The organism is Ruegeria sp. BC6, from assembly GCF_056539185.1.
Map to the genome: position 1 here is coordinate 260,070 of NZ_JBQFUM010000003.1, position 16,045 is coordinate 276,114.

Here is a 16,045-nt window from a genome sequence, read left to right on the forward strand (position 1 = left end):
CATTGTTTAACATTCGTGTTAAGCAGTGGGCATGAACACGCTGCTCGATGCCTTTTCGGCCCTGTCCGACCCGACTCGATTCGCGATCGTTGAACAATTGATGGATCAGGGCGAGCTGCCCGCAGGCGACCTTGCCCGGGGCAAGGGCATGTCCGGCGCGGCCATTTCCCGGCACCTGAAGGTGCTGCGGCAGGCCGGGCTGGTGAACCAGCGCGTCAACGGCACCCAGCGAATCTATTCGATCCGCCCCGAAGGGCTGCGGGCGATTGCTGAATGGACCATCTCGAAACGCCAGTTCTGGGAGGCCAGCCTGGACCGTCTTGGCGATATTCTGCAGGAGGAAAGCTCATGGCCGACCTGAAGCTGGTGCGCGACTTTCCGGTCAGCGCCGAAACCCTGTTCGCCTGGATCAGCGAGGGCACCAGATTGTTGCAGTGGTGGGGTCCCGAAGGGGTCGAGGTGCCGGAACACGATCTGGATTTCTCGCGCCTTGGCCCGTGGTATTCGGTCATGGTCAATGGCGACGGGCAGCGGTTCAAGGTGTCCGGGCATGTGACCCATGTGGACCCGCCGAACTCGGTCGGGTTCACCTGGGGCTGGCATGACGACGACGACCGGCGCGGCGCCGAGAGCCATGTGACGCTGGCGGTCGAGCCGACCGACACCGGAGCGCGCCTGATCCTGGATCACCGCGATCTGGGCGATGACGACGTCTCGGCCAATCATGAAAGCGGCTGGACTTCGTCGCTGCGCAAGCTGGAAGCCCGGCTTGCCAACCCCGTCTGACCAAAAGGGAGACCAGAAAATGCCTCAGTACCTGTTTGTCTATCACGGCGGCACCACGCCGACCGACCCGGCCGAGATCGAAGCCACCATGGCCGCCTGGGGCGCGTGGTTCCAGAACATGGGGCCGGCGCTGGAAATCCCCGGCAACCCGGTGGGCCAGTCCCATACCGTCAGCGCCGATGGCGTGGCCGGCAATGGCGGGCCGAACCCGGCCTCGGGCTTTACAGTGGTTAAGGCCGACAGCGTCGAAGCCGCCACCGAGATGGCCAAGGGCTGCCCCATGGTGGTCAACGGCTCGGGCTCGGTCGAGGTGGCCGAGATCCACGAGATCGAGATGTGACCCTCAGCCGGGGAAACCCGGCGCGGGGCGGATCACGCCGCATTCCAGCCCGCGGCGGCTGTATTGCGTGGCGTTCATGAATTTGCGCGTGGCCGGGTGATCGGCCTCGAGCACGCCGAGGCTGACGAGAATGGCGGCGATGGCACACTCGCTGGCGCGGGTGGCGCCATCGGTGATCTTCAGCGCCACACCCATCTTCTTTTCCGGGATGATCGCGACGAACACGGCCTCGGCCCCGGTCTTGATCGCGGCACGGCCGTTCATCGCCCGCATCAGTTCGGTGCAGGCGCGGGTTTCGCCCGCCACCAGCTCGGGGTGGGAGACCATCGCCCGGGTCAATTGCAGGGCCGCGTCGCTGGCCCGGTCCGACCGGTCGCCGGCCGAGGCAAACCACGCCATCGACCGCGCCAGCCCCACCAGCGAAGTGGCGAAATTGGGCGCCGAGCAACCGTCGATTCCGTAACAGGGGCTGTCCTCGCCCGTGGTCTCTTCGAAAGCCGACAGGCAGGCCTGCTGCACGGGGTGGTCGATCTCGATATATTCTGGGCCTGCGCCCATGTGCCGGGCCAGGGTCAGGAACCCGCAATGCTTGCCCGAGCAGTTGTTGTGGATCTGGCAGGGCGTGTCATCGGCCAGGATCAGGCCGTCGCGCGCGGCCATGTCGGCCGGCTCCTGCGGGCCGCAGCGCAGATCGGGCTCGGACAGGCCCAGATGATCCAGCCAGGCGGTCACGCGCTCGGTATGGATCGCCGCGCCGTTGTGCGAGGCGCAGGCCAGCGCCAGATGCTCGGAGCCCAGCCCGTATTTGGCCGCCGCGCCCGAGGTGACCAGCGGCAGCGCCTGGATCATCTTGGCCGACGACCGCGGATAGATCACCGCGTTCGGATCGCCCCAGTTGCGCACGATCTGACCGCTGTCGTCGCAGATCACCGCATGGCCCAGATGAAGGCTCTCCAACAGCGGTCCGCGCCACAGTTCGGTCATCGGTACTGGCTGCGTCATGTCGTCCCTCCGGAATGTGCGCAAAATTCTGCCAATCGCCCTTTCGCCTGTGGCGAAACCTGCGTTAGTGTGTGTATGTCGGCAATCATCCGGATGCGCAACTGCAACAGACGGACCGTCAGGGTTCGCGGCCTTCCGGGATGGAGTTGAGGTGTGGGTCGAGCCAGGAGGCTAAACGAATGAAAACAATGCTCGCCCGCGTATGCGCGGGCCTTTGTGTGGCAGGGATGGCCACGACAGCGATCGCCCAGCAGGCGACCAGTACGAACCGTGTGTCCGCTCAGACTGATTGGAGCGTGTTCGTCGAAGACGATCCGACCGAGTGCTGGAGCGTATCCGCCCCCAAGGAGACCGTGAATACCCGCGGTGGCCGTGTGGTATCGGTGCGTCGCAGCGACATTTTGCTGTTCGTGTTCTATCGCCCCAACGCCGAGGTCAAAGGTCAGGTGACATTCACCGGAGGCTACCCATTCGCCCCCGGGTCCACGGTGAATCTGGAAATCGACGGGTCCGAGTTCGAACTGTTCACCGAGGGCGAGTGGGCGTGGCCCGCCAGCGCCGCGGATGATGCCAAGATCGTCACGGCGATGAAGCGCGGGACCGAGGCCGTGTTGACCGCACGGTCCGAACGCGGGACCCAGACCAAGGACACGTTCTCGTTGCTGGGCTTTACCGCAGCCATCGAAGACGCCGAGAAGCGCTGCACCAAGTAACTGCCCAACCAGTCCAGATCTCAAGCCCCGCCAAAATGGCGGGGTTTTGCGTTTTTGTGCCATCCGTTTACGCAACGTCGGCACCAATACTTGATCCGCATCAAGGCTGACGGACTCGATTTCTGAACCAATCGGTTCAGACAACGAAGAAGGAGTCCAGAAATGTCGACCAAACCCCTTATTGCGGTTCTGATTGTTGCAGCGGCAACTCTGAGCGCGTGCGAGAAATCCACCGAAACCTATCCGGTCACGGGCGAGCAATGCGGCCCGAATGATCCGGTCAAGACACTGGATGCCGAGGACTGCTACATCCCGCCAGCCGGGGTGTGATCGCTCGCTGCACCTAAAACGTGCCCAAGCCTGACCACTGTGCTAAGCTCTGTCTGAAACCATGGGTAGACAGGCGAGGAGACGGACATGCGTTGGGTTTGGGCAGCAATTCTTCTTCCGGTATCGGCATTTGCAGACCCGGCGCTGGAATGTACCGATGCCGGGTCTCAGGTCGAGATCGGGACATGCGTCGGTCGGGCCGAGACCAATGTCGAGGCCGCTTTGGTCGCGGCGTTTGGGTTCGCAGTCGATGCGGCGAAGGAACTGGACGAAGTGACGGGTCGGGCTGTTGCTTTGCCAGCGCTTGAAACTTCTCAAGAGGCCTGGAAGACTTATCGCGATGCGCAGTGCGAAGCAGTTGGCGCGTCTTTTGGTGGTGGATCCGGAACGGGCATTGCGATCACCTCGTGCCGGGTCGAGTTGGGGCGGGCCCGTGTCACCGAACTGTTGCGGTTCCTCGACTGACGTCCGGACAGGTTCTCACGAATCCTTTTGATCTTTGCCGGCGTTCCTATATAGAGGCGCATCCCAAGCCAGAACGCCCGAGAACCGCCATGTCCGCCAAAGCGCCGATCACCCAGGATGTCATGACCATTCCCCGCAAATTGCCCGAGGGAACGATCAACCTTGTCGGTCTGACCCGCGACCGGCTGCGCGAGGTTCTGATCGAACATGGAACGCCTGAAAAGCAGGCCAAAATGCGGGTGAACCAGATCTGGCAGTGGATCTATCAATGGGGCGTGCGCGACTTTGACCAGATGACCAATCTGGCCAAGGCCTATCGCGCGCAGCTGGCCGAGAATTTCGTGATCGAAATCCCCGAGGTGGTCACCCGCCAGGTCTCGGAAGATGGTACTCGCAAGTACCTGGTGCGCATTGCCGGAGGGCACGAGGTCGAGGTCGTCTACATCCCCGAAGAGGATCGCGGCACGCTGTGCATCTCGTCGCAGGTGGGCTGCACGCTGACCTGTTCGTTCTGCCACACCGGAACGCAGAAGCTGGTGCGCAACCTGACTGCGGCCGAGATCATCGGTCAGGTGATGATGGCGCGTGACGATCTGGACGAATGGCCGACCCCGGGCGCGCCCAAGAACGAGACGCGCCTGCTCTCCAACATCGTGCTGATGGGCATGGGCGAGCCGCTCTACAATTTCGAAAACGTCCGCGACGCGATGAAGATCGCGATGGATCCCGAGGGCATTTCGCTGTCGCGCCGGCGGATCACTCTGTCGACGTCGGGCGTGGTGCCCGAAATCGCGCGCACGGCGGAAGAGATCGGCTGCCTGCTGGCGATCTCGTTCCACGCCACCACCGACGAGGTGCGCGACGTTCTGGTGCCGATCAACAAGCGTTGGAACATCGAGGAACTGCTGCAGGCGCTGGCCAGCTATCCCAACGCGTCGAATTCCGAGCGGATCACCTTTGAATACGTGATGCTGGACGGCGTGAACGACAGCGACGAGGACGCGCATCGCCTGATCGACCACATCAAGCGCCACGACATTCCGGCCAAGATCAACCTGATCCCGTTCAACGAGTGGCCCGGCGCGCCCTACAAGCGCAGCTCGAACAACCGGATCCGGGCCTTTGCCAACATCATCTATCAGGCCGGGTACGCCTCGCCCATCCGCAAGACGCGGGGCGAGGACATCATGGCCGCCTGCGGTCAGTTGAAATCGGCCACCGAGCGCGCCCGCAAGTCGCGCCGCCAGATCGAGGCCGAGGCCGGGCTGAAAGGTTGATCCGATGCCCGCGGGTTCGCGGGCAAATGGTCTGTAATTCTACGGCTGAATTTGGTAGTCTTGAGGCATGAGAGGTGCGCGGTTGCGCGCACGTAAAATCTGCGCACAAGACGGTGAGTTGGACAGTCCGGTTCTGGTGCGTTTCGTCCAGTCCGCTCAAATTTGTCGGGGAAATCTGCGGAATTCAGGCAAGCCTGGAACAGGGTGGGCCAATACATGAACGCACTGACGAACCTGTCCACGATCTGCATGACCGCCGTATTGGTTGCATCGGGCGCAGCCATTGCATGGGCGCAATCCAACGAGACCGAGGCGCATCTGGCGATCGAGAACCCGGCGGACCTGAGCAAAGAGGACGCGCAGCAGCACTATCGCGCCCTCAGGAAACAGATGGATCGCGGCTATGCCACCGCGCATCTGGATCAACTGATGAACTATCAGAACTGGCCGTTGTTCAACGACGCGCCGTACCTGTCGGCCACGCATGGGCAGCGCTACGTCAACAGCTATGCCAACCGGATGGCCCACAATTACGGCACCTTGCAACCGGGGGAAAAGCTGCCCGTGGGCTCGGTTCTGGCCAAGGACAGCATGACCGTCACGGATGAGGGCCGGGTGCATCCCGGCGCCCTGTTCGTGATGGAGAAACTGCCCGAAGGCACCAGCCCCGACACCGCCGACTGGCGCTATGTCATGGTGATGCCCGACGGGTCTCTGTTCGGTGACACGATGGGGGATCGCGCGGGGGCGGTTGCCTATTGCCATGACTGCCACGAAGCGGTGGCTGACCGCGACTATACGTTCTTCGTGCCCGAGGATTACCGCGTCGGCAACTGATCGCGGGCCGCGTCGCCGGGCAGTTTCAGGGCGGCGGCCTCGCGCCGGCTGAGCTGCTCTCCCTGCTTGCGTTTTGACAGAACCTCGCGCGCCAGGGCGTATTTGTCATCCTGCCAGAAGATCAGGCAGCCGTTGCACCCCTTGCCGCAACAGCCCTCGGTGCCCACGCGGTTGGTCTTGAACCGGCGCTCGGTGCCGTCCTGACCGATCTTCTCCACCAGCTCGTCCCGGCGGCGGGCATAGGCGGCTGGATTGTCGCGCCCCGAGGTTTCCAAGCCCTGCACCAGCTTGTCAAAACGGATGCGGCTCCAATGTTCGTCGGTCAGGGCGCGCTCCTTGCGCAGGACCGAATATACCGGGAAACGGGCGCGCAGGCCGTCGGGGTCTTCGTGATCGAACAGGGCAAACGGCAGGCGGATCACGGTTTTCGTGCTGCCATGCACCACGTCCAGCTTGGCGCCGTCACTGGCGCGTTCGAATTCGTAGACGCGCAGCAGGACCGTCTCGCGCGAGATGGGCGAGACGAAATCCAGCACGTCGCCGGGTTCAAGCTTGTTCTTCACCTCGACCAGGAACGCATCCTCGGTCACGTCGGTCACCAGCCCGGCATATTCCCACTGGGCGATGGTCGCGGTGTGTTCGTAATCATGCGCGTAATTGGTCAGCCGCCCTTCGTGAAAGGCCAGCGTGTAGCCGCGGTTTCCCACGGTCTCCAACTCGCGCATGTACGGCTTTGGGTCCCAGTTCTCGGGGTCGGCATAGTAATCGTCGATGGCCATGCGATAGGCGCGCGCGACGATGGCGGCATAGTATTCCGATTTGCCGCGCCCCTCGACCTTGAGGCTGTCGACGCCGATCTTCAGATATTCGTCCAGCTTGGGCATGATGCACAGATCGCGCGAATTGAGGATGTACGAGCCGCGATCATCCTCTTCGATCGGCATCAGTTCACCCGGGCGGCAGCCTTCTTCCAGCAGGAATTCGAACAGGTCGGCGTTTTCCTCGGTGATCCGCAGTTCCTGATGGGTGCCGTCCTTGAGCCGCAGCTTCAGCGCATAGTTCCAGCGGCAGGAATTGGCGCAGTTGCCCTGGTTGGCGCCACGTTCCGCCATGAAATTCGACAGCAGGCAGCGGCCCGAATAGGTCATGCACATGGCGCCGTGCACGAAAGCCTCGAGCCGGATGTCGGGGCATTTCTCGCGGATTTCCACCAGTTCGGGGTACGAGACCTCGCGCGCCAGCACCACCAGTTCGGCCCCCTGGTCCTGCCAGAACTTCACCGACAGCCACGAACAGATATTGGCCTGGGTCGAGATATGCAGCGGCAGTTTGGGCGCGCGGTCGCGCACATACTGGAACACGCCGGGGTCCGCGATGATCAACCCGTCGGGCCGTACCTTGCGCACGGTGTCGATGTATTCATCCAGCTTGGGGATGTCCTTGTTGTGCGAGAACAGGTTCAGTGTCAGATAGGCGCGGCGTCCATGCGCGTGGCAGAACTCCACCCCTTCGATCACCTCGTCCAGCGAAAACTCGGACTTGGTGCGCAGGGACATGTCGGGCGTGCCCAGATACACCGCATCCGCCCCGTACAGGACGGCCAGTTTCAGCTTGCGCAGATTGCCCGCAGGCATCAGCAATTCCGACTTGGTCCGTGTCATCGCAGCACCCGGTTCTGAATCGATGGCGCCTTCTAAGGCAAAACCACCGAGTCCAGAAGGGCAAACCCGCCTTGCACGCAGGCCCTAGCTGCGGCGGAACCGCGCTGTTCCGATCCGTTCGACCAGTTGGCTGCGCACCGGGTCGGGTTGGGCGTCGATGGCGCGCAGCACCTCGCGCAGTTCGGCTCGCAGGCCGTGCATCTGGTCGATCAGCGACAGCACCATCGACAGGGCGTCGGGCTCCATCTCGTACTGGTCGTGCAGCTCGCAGGCCAGTTGCAGGCGCGCCATGTCCAGCCGCTCGTAGACCAGCCCCTGGTCGGACTGGCGCGGGATCACGATCCGGGCGGACAGGAATCGGGACAACCGCTCGGACGTCAGGTTCTGGACGGCTTCGATCAGTTCGGCTTCGGTCAGAGAACGGGTCATGCCGGCATTCCTTTCCGCGGGTCATAGCTGTGTGACTTGCGCCAGTTCTGCATGAACTGCTTCAGTTCGTCGTCGATCTTGTCGGGCATCACCACGCTCAGCTCGATCAGCTGGTCGCCGCGTTTGTCCGAGCCGCGTTTCCTGACGCCCTTGCCGCGCAGGCGCAGGGTCTTGCCGCTGCTTGTGCCCTCGGGCACGGTCACGTTCACGCGGCCGTCGATCGTGGGCGCGGGGACCTTGCCGCCCAGAACGGCCTCGTCGATGGTGATCGGCAGGGTGATGCGGATGTCGTCGCCCTCGCGCTTGAACACCGGGTGTTCGGCTACGCGGATCGTGACCAGCGCGTCGCCCGGCGGCCCCTCGCCATAGCCCGGCGCGCCCTTGCCACGCAGGCGGATAGTCTGGCCGTCGGTGATGCCGGCGGGGATCTTCACCTCGATCCGGTCGCCATTGGGCAGGGTCAGCTTTTGCGTGGCACCAAAGACGGCATCCAGGAAGCTGATCTGCAGGCTGTAGTTCACGTTGTGACCGGGCGCATGAAACTCGCGCGTACGCCCCCCGCTGAAGCCACCGTTGCCACGGTTGCCGAAGAATTGGGCAAAGATGTCGGACATGTCGTCGTCCTCGACCCCGCCGGCCGCGCGATAGGGGTTGCCCGCGGTTTCGGCATATTCGCGGTAGTATTGCTGCTGCGGGCGCTCCTGGCCCGAAGCGTCGATCTCGCCCCGGTCGAATTTTGCCCGGGTTTCGGGGTCCTTCAGCAGGTCATAGGCGGCCGCGGCGGCCTTGAACTTGGCCTCGGCCTTGGCGTCCCCGGGCTTGAGGTCCGGGTGGCAGTCCTTGGCGATGCGCCGGTAGGCTTTCTTGATTTCGGCGGCACTGGCGTCTTTCGAGACGCCCAACACCGAATATGGATTGTCGCTCATATATCTCTCGTTTCTGATGGGTTTCGCCAGTGGATGTTGTTGGCAGTTAACCTTTCAGATTGTGTCGTGTCATGGAATTTCAACAGGACCGAATACCGAGGAGATTGAATTTTCTCGAAAAATTCCGGCATCCTGATAATATCGGCATGTTTCGAACTGTTGCGGATGGAGTCAAACGCATGTCACGCAGAATCAAGTCGGCCCTGGCCCTGTTGGCGGGCAATGCCATCGGTCTGTTGCTGGCCAGCCTGTTGCTGACCGGCTTTTCGATCAAGCCGGTGTCCTTCATCGTGGTGGTGATCGTGTTCACCCTGGTTCAGGTCGTGGCCGAGCCATTGATCCTGAAGATCGGGGAAAAGAACGTGCCGGCGCTGAAGGGCGGCATTGCGCTGGTGGTCACCTTCGTAGGCCTGCTGATCACCGATCTGGTCGCCGCAGGGCTGACCGTGGGCGGCATCTCGAACCTGCTGGCGGCGACGCTGCTGGTGTGGCTGGGCGCCCTGATCGCCGGGGTTCTGCTGCCGATCTATGTGTTCACCGAACTGCGAGAGCCAAAGAAATAAGCCTCAGGTCAGCGCATTCAGGCTGTCGTTCAGGGCCTGCCACAGCTCGTCCAACGGTTCACACCCGACCGACAGGCGCACGAAGCCGGGATCGACCTGATCCCCCCAGCGCGCGCGCCGCTCGGCCGAGCTGTGCACGCCACCAAAGGACGTGGCCGGGCGCAACAGCGGGCAGCCATTGATGAACCGTTCGGCCTGGTCTTCCGAGGCCAGCGTGATCGTCAGCAGAAAACCGAACCGCGCAGTCTGTTTGCGAGCCAGATCGTGCGATGGGTCCGTCGGCAGGCCGGGATAGCGGATCTGTGTGACCGCCGGATGATCGGCCAGCCGTTCGGCCAGAACCTGCGCCGAGCTGCACATGCGGTCGAACCGAACGTCCAGCGTCTCCAGCCCGCGATGCAGCAGCCAGGCTTCGTGCGGGCCTGGGATCGCGCCCGAGACGCGACGCCATTCCTCGATCCGTTCCATGATCTGGGCATCGCGGCTGGCCACATGGCCCATCAGCAGATCGGAATGCCCGCCCATCGCCTTGGTGTCCGAGGCGACGACGATGTCGATGCCCAGGTCCAGCGGGCGCTGTCCCAGCGGGGTCAGCGTCGTGTTGTCGGCGATGGTGATGCCTCCCGCGGCGCGCACGTCGCGGGCCACTTGCGCCAGGTCGATCATGTCAAGCCCGGGGTTGGACGGGCTTTCGACGAAGACAACATCGAACCCGTCGAATCCGCCCTGCGCAAATGCGGTCGTGGGGCGCTCTTCGACCGACACGCCCAGCGGGGCGAGGAACCGGTCGGCCAGCAGGCGGGTGACATAATACCCGTCCGACGGGATCAGGATGCGCGACCCCGCCCGCACGGTGGCGAACAACGCGGCCGAAATCGCGCCCATGCCGGACGGAAAGATCAGGCAGGGTGCGTCTTCGAGATGTGCCAGCACATGCTCGACCTGCGTCCAGGTCGGGTTGTCCACGCGGCCATAGGTAGGGTGCCCGTCCGGCGCGCCGGGCAGGTGGAACATGCTGCTTTGGGTCAGCGGCAGCGCCACTGGTTCGCCTTTGCTCAGGGCATTGCCGCGCAGATGCAGCATCTCACCGGTCTTGGGGGTGCGCTCCATCGCTCAGCGCCCCGGAATGTCGTCGCGCGGCGGGGCGGGTTCCCAGCGCTCGATGATGTCGACCGCCTCCTGCGCGGTATCGACAAAGCGGAACAGGTCCAGATCCTCTTCGGAAATGGTCCCGGCATCGGCCAGCGCTTCCCAATTGATCACCCGCTCCCAGAACTCGCGCCCGAACAGCAGGAACGGCACGCGCTCCATCCGGCCGGTCTGGATCAGGGTGAGGGACTCGAACAACTCATCCATCGTGCCGAACCCGCCGGGGAAGATAGTGATCGCACGGGCGCGCATCAGGAAATGCATCTTGCGTATGGCGAAATAGTGGAAATTAAAGCTCAGCTCAGGGGTGACATAGGCATTGGGCGCCTGCTCGTGCGGCAGCACGATGTTCAGCCCGATCGAGCAGCCACCGGCATCCTTGGCGCCGCGATTTCCGGCCTCCATCACGCCGGGGCCACCGCCGGTGACGATGACGTTTTCGCGGCACCCGCTTTGCTTGGATTTCTCGGTCATCAGCCGGGCGAATTCGCGCGCCTCGTCATAGTATTGCGACAGACCGGCCAGCGTGGCCGTCCGGGCGCTGTCCTTTTTGGCTGGTTCCGGGATTCGCGCGCCGCCGAACATCACGATGGTCGACGTGATCTGGCGTTCGGCCATGATCATTTCGGGCTTCAGCAGTTCCAGTTGCAGACGAACGGGCCGCAGTTCCTCGCGGCAGAGGAAATCGTCATCGGCAAAGGCCAGCCGGTACGAGGGCGAGCGTGTCTGCGGCGTGTCGGGGACTTCGCTTGCGGTCGAGCGGTCGGTATGCGCATCGCGGAAAGGGCTGAGGCGGTCTTCTCTCATTGCTGGGGGTTCCCTGCTTGCGTGTTTTTCAAACAGCTATAGGGTTCGCGGGCAGAGTGCCAGTCACGGAAAGACGAGAATGGATTGGAAGACGGAAATTTCGGCCGCAGCCGAACGCATCAATGGCCACGCGCAGGTGACACCGGTCATGACAAGCGACGCGCTGGGACTGGCGCAGCCGGTCGAGATGAAGCTGGAGCATTTCCAGCACACCGGCAGTTTCAAGGCGCGCGGGGCGTTCAACACGTTGCTCAGCCTCGATGTGCCGGCGGCAGGGGTCGTGGCGGCATCGGGTGGGAACCACGGTGCGGCTGCGGCCTATGCCGCGCAGGCGCTGGGCCATCCGGCCAAGATCTTCGTGCCCGAAATGGCCGGACCGTCCAAAATTGCTCTGATCGAACGGATCGGCGCGGATCTGAGCGTGGTGCCGGGTGAATACGCAAACGCCCTGGCGATGGCGCGTGACCACGAAGATCGATCAGGTGCGATGCAGATCCATGCCTATGATGCGCCGGCCACCGTGGCCGGGCAGGGCACCTGTTTTGCCGAATGGGACAGCCAGGGCCTGCAGGCCGATACCGTATTGGTGGCAGTGGGCGGCGGCGGGCTGATTGCGGGGGCGCTGGCCTGGTTTCAGGGCGCGCGCAAGGTCGTTGCGGTCGAGCCGGAAACCTCATGTGCCTTGAACGCGGCGTTGCAGGCCGGAGCGCCCGTGGATGTGTCCGTTTCCGGCATAGCCGCCAACGCGCTGGGTGCGCGGCGGATCGGCGACATCTGTTTCGGGCTGGCGCAGGGGATGACGTCGGTGCTGGTCAGCGATGACGCGATCGCCGAGGCGCAGCAGCGCCTGTGGCAGGCGCATCGCATTCTGGTCGAGCCGGCGGGCGCGACGGCCCTGGCGGCCTTGACCTCGGGCGTCTACACGCCGGAACCGGGCGAGCGGGTCGCGGTTCTGGTCTGCGGGGGCAATATCGCACCTGACCCCTTGACCGCCTGAATTTGCGCCTTGAGGCCCGGGCCTTGGGATTATAGATAAAATCTCATGACCGCCACGATTGCAGATTCCATCTATGACCGGCTCAGCCAGCGCATCATCACTGGCGAGCTGCCTGCGGGTGAGAAACTGCGGCAGGACCACATCGCGCGGGCGTTCGACACCAGCCATGTCCCAGTGCGCGAGGCGCTGTTGCGGCTCCAGGCGCATGGCTTGGCCCACAGCGAACCACGGCGCGGCATGCGCGTCACCGCGTTGGACCCGGCCGAGGTGCGCGAGGTAATCGAGATGCGCGTGGCCTTGGAATCGTTGGCCCTGCAACATGCGATCCAGAATTTGACACCGGCGGATATCAAGGCGGCCGACAAGGCCCGCATCGCCTGCGACGAGGCGCAGGACATGCCCACATGGGAAACCCGGAACCGCGCCTTTCATCGGGCGATCCTGACACCCAGTGCGCGGCCGCGCCTTCTGCATACGATCGACGATCTGCATATCGCCAGCGCCCGCCATCTGTTCGCCCATTGGCGTCACCGCTGGGTCCAGCGGAAGGATACCGACCACGCCGCCATCGTGCAGGCGATGAAGCGCCGCGACAATGCCACGGCTACCGCGATTCTGGTGCGCCATATCCGCCGCGCCAGCTGAGACCGCCGGGGTTTCGCGCCGGGTGGCCGCAAACAGCTCCGCCAACGTCGCATTGCGCATTGGCCCCGGCTTTCATATAGGCAACACCAAACAAACGAGAGTCAGCACGGAGAAACCCCATGTCCAACGCCCAACTGGAAACCGCCATCGAGGCCGCATGGGAGGCCCGCGACACGATCACGCCCGCCACCACCGGTGAACAGCGCGAAGCGATCGAGGACACGCTGGACGCGCTGGACAGCGGCACGCTGCGTGTCGCCGAGAAGCAGGCCGATGGCAGCTGGCATGTGAACCAGTGGGCCAAGAAGGCGGTTCTGCTGGGCTTTCGCATCAAGGACATGGAAATCCAGTCCGGCGGCCCGCAGGGCGGCGGCTGGTGGGACAAGGTCGACAGCAAGTTCGCTGGCTGGGGTGAAAACCAGTGGCGCGCGGCCGGTTTCCGCGCGGTGCCCAACTGCGTGGTGCGCAAGTCGGCCTATATCGCGCCGGGCGTGGTGCTGATGCCGTCTTTCGTGAACCTCGGCGCCTATGTGGACGAAGGCACCATGGTCGATACCTGGGCCACGGTCGGGTCCTGCGCGCAGATCGGCAAGAACGTGCACCTGTCGGGCGGCGTCGGCATCGGCGGCGTTCTGGAACCCATGCAGGCCGGCCCGACCATCATCGAGGACAACTGCTTTATCGGGGCGCGGTCCGAGGTGGTCGAAGGCTGCATCATCCGCGAGGGCTCGGTTCTGGGCATGGGTGTGTATATCGGCCAGTCCACCAAGATCGTCGATCGCGAGTCGGGCGAGGTGTTCTATGGCGAGGTGCCGCCCTATTCGGTGGTGGTGTCCGGTTCGATGCCGTCGAAGAACGGGATCAGCCTGTACTGTGCGGTGATCGTGAAGCGGGTGGATGAAAAGACCCGCTCGAAGACCGGGATCAACGAGCTGCTGCGCGATTGATCGCAGACATCATTCAAAGTTCCAAAGGTCGCGGCTCTGGTCCGCGGCCTTTTTCGTTGGGCAGGGTCCGACTTATCCCGCCTCGTAATCGGCGAGATCCTCGGGCGCGTGCAGCAGGGTGCCTTCGTATTTCGGCAAGTCATCGCGCAGATCCAGCCAGGGCAGCTTGCTTTGATAATTGACGTGAAAGGCTGGCGCAAAGTCCGAAGGGTCTTCCAGCGAGGCCGCGTACAGGTGCATCCCGCCCTCATAGTGGTCGGCCTCGAACCCCATCGGAGAGCCACAGGTTGCGCAGAAATGTCGCTGGACGCCTTTCGAACTGGCGTAAGTATGCGGTGTTGCACCGGTCCATCGGAAATTGCGCAAGGGTACGCCCAACCACGCGACCACGGGCGCGGCGCAGTTGCGGCGGCAATCGTCACAATGGCAGTAGCAGCTCCAGCTCTCGGCGCCCACATACTCCCAGCGGGTTTCGCCGCACAGGCAGCGGCCGCGTTTGGTCATGATGTACTCCATCGATTTTTCGCGACCAGTCTGACCGGACGGTGGGCCTGAGCGCGTCAAAAAACGACACGGCATCCGGGAACCGCGTCCAGCTGCCATGCTTGACCATCGACCGGCCCCCGGCTAAGGCCCACGGCATGGAAAAGCAAAAGAAACCCTCGCGCCAGCAGGTCTATACTCTGTTGGTTCAGATTGGCCGCAAGGATGGCGACGGCCTGCCCGAAGGTGCCACCGGCGCGGCGCTCATGTGCTATGCCAGCGGAGTGGACGAGGCCGAGGCCGTGCGCGAAACCGTGGCCATTCTCAAGCAGGCCGATACGGCTCCGCTGGACGTAACCGGCTATGGCACCCTGGCCGAGCGCGAGGCGCAGGGGCATGAGATCGACCCGGACGAACGCGCGCTGATGCAGAGGGCGCTTGAGGAAAACGCAGTTATTGTTGCGCAGATGACGCCCTTCTTCGGCGACAAGCCCGAAGGCGCCTAGCGGCGCGTGCCGAACCACTTGCGATAGATCTGGTCATAGGTGCCATCTTCGCGGAGGCCCAGAAGCGCCTGGTTCACATCCTCGACCAGAGGTGACCCGGTCGGGAAGACGATACCGTAATTCTCGCGCAGGAAGACGCCGCCGGTCATTGCCGCAATCTTGCGGCCTTCATGTGCGGCGAAATACGACAGGATCGGCGCGTCGAACACGACGGCATCCAGGTCCCCATCCTTGAACGCGGTCAACATGCTGTCCAGGTCTTCGTACCCGGTGAATTCGACCTCGCGCCGGTTCAGAAAACTGGCGGCGGTCGAACCCGAGATCGTCCCGACCTGCTTGCCGTACAGATCATTGACCGAGTTGATGTTGCTGGTGATCGCATCCACCGTCATGACCGAGGTGATCCGCGCGGTGAATACGGATACGATGAACAGCGATGATACGACCAGGATCACACCCAGAATTCGCCCGAACGGGGTCCGGGGCATCCGCTCTTCAAAGCCGCCATTGACCACCAGGTTCAACGCCCACCAGAAGGATGGGAACCAGGCCTCGTTCAGGTCGCGGTCGAAATAGGGTTGGGATCGGCGTTCGAACCCCCACATCAGCATGCCGCCACCCAGCAGGATGGCAAAGGCCAGCCCGATGGCGATGAACAGCTCGCGTGACAGCAGCGCCTGCATCAAGGACGGGCTGCGCGCCGCGTCTGATGGTACCATTATCTGAAGGCCCGCTTCGAAAATCGGTTGGCTAAAATCCATCCGGGCTTCTCGGCCTGCGGTGATCGAAATATTCGCGATCGCCATGTCGGCTTCGCGGTTCTCGACCGCCGACAGCATGTCCCCGAACGCGTCGACTCGAACGACCGTGTATTCCCAGCCCAGTTCTTCAGCCAGCGCGGCCAGCAGGTCCATTGAGAAGCCGGTGCCCTCGCCCTCATCCACATACGAGAACGGAGGACGCTCCACCGTCGTGACCGTCAGAGTTTCGGCTTGGCTGTGTTGTGCAAAGACCGCGAAGGTCAGGCAGATCAATGCGAAAAGGGCGCGCGTCATGGCTGGTTCACCTGTTTCGCGGCGCTCTAGCGCAATTTGCCATGGCGCGGCAAGGTCGTCGCGAGGTCATCGACCGGGATTTCTTTTTTGCCGTTTTTTCGGGCTGGGCGACCGGAAAACCACCGAT

21 protein-coding genes are annotated in these 16,045 nt (G+C 63.3%); 13 read left to right on the forward strand and 8 right to left on the reverse strand.

Going from position 1 to position 16,045, the window contains the following annotated elements:
- The first annotated feature begins 31 nt into the window (after positions 1–31).
- From ACR0MM_RS11830 to ACR0MM_RS11840, 3 genes are read left to right on the forward strand one after another with little or no spacing between them, the layout of a single operon-like run.
- Entirely contained in the window at positions 32–361 is a 330-nt protein-coding gene (locus tag ACR0MM_RS11830) for an ArsR/SmtB family transcription factor (RefSeq protein ID WP_480696321.1), read from the forward strand.
- A complete protein-coding gene (locus ACR0MM_RS11835; RefSeq protein ID WP_480696323.1) occupies positions 349–786 on the forward strand; it encodes an SRPBCC family protein in 438 nt (145 codons plus the stop codon). Before ACR0MM_RS11830 ends, ACR0MM_RS11835 begins: the two co-directional genes overlap by 13 nt.
- 19 nt (positions 787–805) lie before the next feature.
- The gene (locus ACR0MM_RS11840) at positions 806–1,126 is read left to right on the forward strand and encodes a YciI family protein (protein WP_170419976.1); all 321 of its coding nucleotides are present in this window, start codon (positions 806–808) and stop codon (positions 1,124–1,126) included.
- 3 nt (positions 1,127–1,129) lie between these two features.
- Here ACR0MM_RS11840 and ACR0MM_RS11845 read toward each other — a convergent pair whose 3' ends face one another.
- Entirely contained in the window at positions 1,130–2,128 is a 999-nt protein-coding gene (locus tag ACR0MM_RS11845; RefSeq protein WP_480696325.1) for an asparaginase, read from the reverse strand.
- A gap of 179 nt (positions 2,129–2,307) precedes the next feature.
- Here ACR0MM_RS11845 and ACR0MM_RS11850 point away from each other — a divergent pair, with 179 nt between their 5' ends.
- The 5 genes from ACR0MM_RS11850 to ACR0MM_RS11870 all read left to right on the forward strand — a co-directional run bounded on the left by ACR0MM_RS11850 (position 2,308) and on the right by ACR0MM_RS11870 (position 5,750).
- Positions 2,308–2,841: an invasion associated locus B family protein gene (locus tag ACR0MM_RS11850; protein ID WP_170342134.1), complete on the forward strand. Its 534-nt coding sequence runs from the start codon at positions 2,308–2,310 to the stop codon at positions 2,839–2,841.
- Between the two features lie 162 nt (positions 2,842–3,003).
- Complete coding sequence (locus tag ACR0MM_RS11855; RefSeq protein ID WP_170342136.1) at positions 3,004–3,171, forward strand: hypothetical protein; 168 nt, start codon at positions 3,004–3,006, stop codon at positions 3,169–3,171.
- Between the two features lie 87 nt (positions 3,172–3,258).
- Entirely contained in the window at positions 3,259–3,636 is a 378-nt protein-coding gene (locus ACR0MM_RS11860) for a lysozyme inhibitor LprI family protein (RefSeq protein ID WP_170370152.1), read from the forward strand.
- Positions 3,637–3,725: 89 nt separating this feature from the next.
- A complete protein-coding gene (gene rlmN / locus ACR0MM_RS11865) occupies positions 3,726–4,913 on the forward strand; it encodes a dual-specificity RNA methyltransferase RlmN (protein ID WP_170391201.1) in 1,188 nt (395 codons plus the stop codon).
- A 216-nt stretch (positions 4,914–5,129) separates the two neighbouring features.
- On the forward strand, positions 5,130–5,750 hold the full coding sequence (locus tag ACR0MM_RS11870; RefSeq protein WP_170370147.1) for a cytochrome P460 family protein: 621 nt from the start codon (positions 5,130–5,132) through the stop codon (positions 5,748–5,750).
- Here the strand turns inward: ACR0MM_RS11870 and ACR0MM_RS11875 are convergent.
- From ACR0MM_RS11875 to ACR0MM_RS11885, 3 genes are all read right to left on the reverse strand, one after another.
- Positions 5,732–7,411 carry a U32 family peptidase gene (locus ACR0MM_RS11875; RefSeq protein ID WP_480696327.1) on the reverse strand — a complete coding sequence of 560 codons (1,680 nt, stop codon included), beginning with the start codon at positions 7,409–7,411 and terminating at the stop codon, positions 5,732–5,734. The genes ACR0MM_RS11870 and ACR0MM_RS11875 overlap by 19 nt on opposite strands.
- Before the next feature lie 84 nt (positions 7,412–7,495).
- Complete coding sequence (locus tag ACR0MM_RS11880) at positions 7,496–7,840, reverse strand: hypothetical protein (protein ID WP_480696329.1); 345 nt, start codon at positions 7,838–7,840, stop codon at positions 7,496–7,498.
- Complete coding sequence (locus ACR0MM_RS11885; protein WP_480696331.1) at positions 7,837–8,766, reverse strand: DnaJ C-terminal domain-containing protein; 930 nt, start codon at positions 8,764–8,766, stop codon at positions 7,837–7,839. The genes ACR0MM_RS11880 and ACR0MM_RS11885 overlap by 4 nt, the downstream gene beginning before the upstream one ends.
- A 179-nt stretch (positions 8,767–8,945) precedes the next feature.
- Here ACR0MM_RS11885 and ACR0MM_RS11890 point away from each other — a divergent pair, with 179 nt between their 5' ends.
- Positions 8,946–9,329 carry a hypothetical protein gene (locus ACR0MM_RS11890; protein ID WP_093964407.1) on the forward strand — a complete coding sequence of 128 codons (384 nt, stop codon included), beginning with the start codon at positions 8,946–8,948 and terminating at the stop codon, positions 9,327–9,329.
- 3 nt (positions 9,330–9,332) lie between these two features.
- Here ACR0MM_RS11890 and ACR0MM_RS11895 read toward each other — a convergent pair whose 3' ends face one another.
- Together ACR0MM_RS11895 and ACR0MM_RS11900 are read right to left on the reverse strand one after the other, a co-directional pair.
- Positions 9,333–10,439, reverse strand: coding sequence for a cystathionine gamma-lyase (locus ACR0MM_RS11895; RefSeq protein ID WP_480696333.1), 1,107 nt, complete (start codon positions 10,437–10,439; stop codon positions 9,333–9,335).
- A gap of 3 nt (positions 10,440–10,442) precedes the next feature.
- A complete protein-coding gene (locus ACR0MM_RS11900; protein WP_093964208.1) occupies positions 10,443–11,285 on the reverse strand; it encodes an LOG family protein in 843 nt (280 codons plus the stop codon).
- 79 nt (positions 11,286–11,364) lie between these two features.
- On the opposite strand from ACR0MM_RS11900, the gene ACR0MM_RS11905 reads away from it, so the two are divergent.
- From ACR0MM_RS11905 to dapD, 3 genes are all read left to right on the forward strand, one after another.
- On the forward strand, positions 11,365–12,282 hold the full coding sequence (locus tag ACR0MM_RS11905; protein ID WP_480696335.1) for a threonine/serine dehydratase: 918 nt from the start codon (positions 11,365–11,367) through the stop codon (positions 12,280–12,282).
- Positions 12,283–12,327: 45 nt separating this feature from the next.
- The gene (locus ACR0MM_RS11910) at positions 12,328–12,927 is read left to right on the forward strand and encodes a GntR family transcriptional regulator (RefSeq protein WP_170342154.1); all 600 of its coding nucleotides are present in this window, start codon (positions 12,328–12,330) and stop codon (positions 12,925–12,927) included.
- Positions 12,928–13,046: 119 nt separating this feature from the next.
- On the forward strand, positions 13,047–13,874 hold the full coding sequence (gene dapD, locus ACR0MM_RS11915; RefSeq protein ID WP_480696337.1) for a 2,3,4,5-tetrahydropyridine-2,6-dicarboxylate N-succinyltransferase: 828 nt from the start codon (positions 13,047–13,049) through the stop codon (positions 13,872–13,874).
- Between the two features lie 72 nt (positions 13,875–13,946).
- Here the strand turns inward: dapD and ACR0MM_RS11920 are convergent, their stop codons facing one another.
- Positions 13,947–14,378: a GFA family protein gene (locus ACR0MM_RS11920; RefSeq protein ID WP_480696339.1), complete on the reverse strand. Its 432-nt coding sequence runs from the start codon at positions 14,376–14,378 to the stop codon at positions 13,947–13,949.
- 137 nt (positions 14,379–14,515) lie between these two features.
- On the opposite strand from ACR0MM_RS11920, the gene ACR0MM_RS11925 reads away from it, so the two are divergent.
- Complete coding sequence (locus ACR0MM_RS11925) at positions 14,516–14,863, forward strand: hypothetical protein (protein ID WP_093964213.1); 348 nt, start codon at positions 14,516–14,518, stop codon at positions 14,861–14,863.
- Here the strand turns inward: ACR0MM_RS11925 and ACR0MM_RS11930 are convergent.
- A complete protein-coding gene (locus ACR0MM_RS11930) occupies positions 14,860–15,918 on the reverse strand; it encodes a transporter substrate-binding domain-containing protein (RefSeq protein WP_170406216.1) in 1,059 nt (352 codons plus the stop codon). The genes ACR0MM_RS11925 and ACR0MM_RS11930 overlap by 4 nt on opposite strands.
- Positions 15,919–16,045 lie beyond the last annotated feature (127 nt).

Bases quoted from the DNA above. Each gene is read 5' to 3' on its own strand.
- ACR0MM_RS11830 (WP_480696321.1), top strand. From the start codon at position 32: ATGAACACGCTGCTCGATGCCTTTTCGGCCCTGTCCGACCCGACTCGA.
- ACR0MM_RS11835 (WP_480696323.1), top strand. From the start codon at position 349: ATGGCCGACCTGAAGCTGGTGCGCGACTTTCCGGTCAGCGCCGAAACC.
- ACR0MM_RS11840 (WP_170419976.1), top strand. From the start codon at position 806: ATGCCTCAGTACCTGTTTGTCTATCACGGCGGCACCACGCCGACCGAC.
- ACR0MM_RS11845 (WP_480696325.1), bottom strand. From the start codon at position 2,128: ATGACGCAGCCAGTACCGATGACCGAACTGTGGCGCGGACCGCTGTTG.
- ACR0MM_RS11850 (WP_170342134.1), top strand. From the start codon at position 2,308: ATGAAAACAATGCTCGCCCGCGTATGCGCGGGCCTTTGTGTGGCAGGG.
- ACR0MM_RS11855 (WP_170342136.1), top strand. From the start codon at position 3,004: ATGTCGACCAAACCCCTTATTGCGGTTCTGATTGTTGCAGCGGCAACT.
- ACR0MM_RS11860 (WP_170370152.1), top strand. From the start codon at position 3,259: ATGCGTTGGGTTTGGGCAGCAATTCTTCTTCCGGTATCGGCATTTGCA.
- rlmN (WP_170391201.1), top strand. From the start codon at position 3,726: ATGTCCGCCAAAGCGCCGATCACCCAGGATGTCATGACCATTCCCCGC.
- ACR0MM_RS11870 (WP_170370147.1), top strand. From the start codon at position 5,130: ATGAACGCACTGACGAACCTGTCCACGATCTGCATGACCGCCGTATTG.
- ACR0MM_RS11875 (WP_480696327.1), bottom strand. From the start codon at position 7,411: ATGACACGGACCAAGTCGGAATTGCTGATGCCTGCGGGCAATCTGCGC.
- ACR0MM_RS11880 (WP_480696329.1), bottom strand. From the start codon at position 7,840: ATGACCCGTTCTCTGACCGAAGCCGAACTGATCGAAGCCGTCCAGAAC.
- ACR0MM_RS11885 (WP_480696331.1), bottom strand. From the start codon at position 8,766: ATGAGCGACAATCCATATTCGGTGTTGGGCGTCTCGAAAGACGCCAGT.
- ACR0MM_RS11890 (WP_093964407.1), top strand. From the start codon at position 8,946: ATGTCACGCAGAATCAAGTCGGCCCTGGCCCTGTTGGCGGGCAATGCC.
- ACR0MM_RS11895 (WP_480696333.1), bottom strand. From the start codon at position 10,439: ATGGAGCGCACCCCCAAGACCGGTGAGATGCTGCATCTGCGCGGCAAT.
- ACR0MM_RS11900 (WP_093964208.1), bottom strand. From the start codon at position 11,285: ATGAGAGAAGACCGCCTCAGCCCTTTCCGCGATGCGCATACCGACCGC.
- ACR0MM_RS11905 (WP_480696335.1), top strand. From the start codon at position 11,365: ATGGATTGGAAGACGGAAATTTCGGCCGCAGCCGAACGCATCAATGGC.
- ACR0MM_RS11910 (WP_170342154.1), top strand. From the start codon at position 12,328: ATGACCGCCACGATTGCAGATTCCATCTATGACCGGCTCAGCCAGCGC.
- dapD (WP_480696337.1), top strand. From the start codon at position 13,047: ATGTCCAACGCCCAACTGGAAACCGCCATCGAGGCCGCATGGGAGGCC.
- ACR0MM_RS11920 (WP_480696339.1), bottom strand. From the start codon at position 14,378: ATGACCAAACGCGGCCGCTGCCTGTGCGGCGAAACCCGCTGGGAGTAT.
- ACR0MM_RS11925 (WP_093964213.1), top strand. From the start codon at position 14,516: ATGGAAAAGCAAAAGAAACCCTCGCGCCAGCAGGTCTATACTCTGTTG.
- ACR0MM_RS11930 (WP_170406216.1), bottom strand. From the start codon at position 15,918: ATGACGCGCGCCCTTTTCGCATTGATCTGCCTGACCTTCGCGGTCTTT.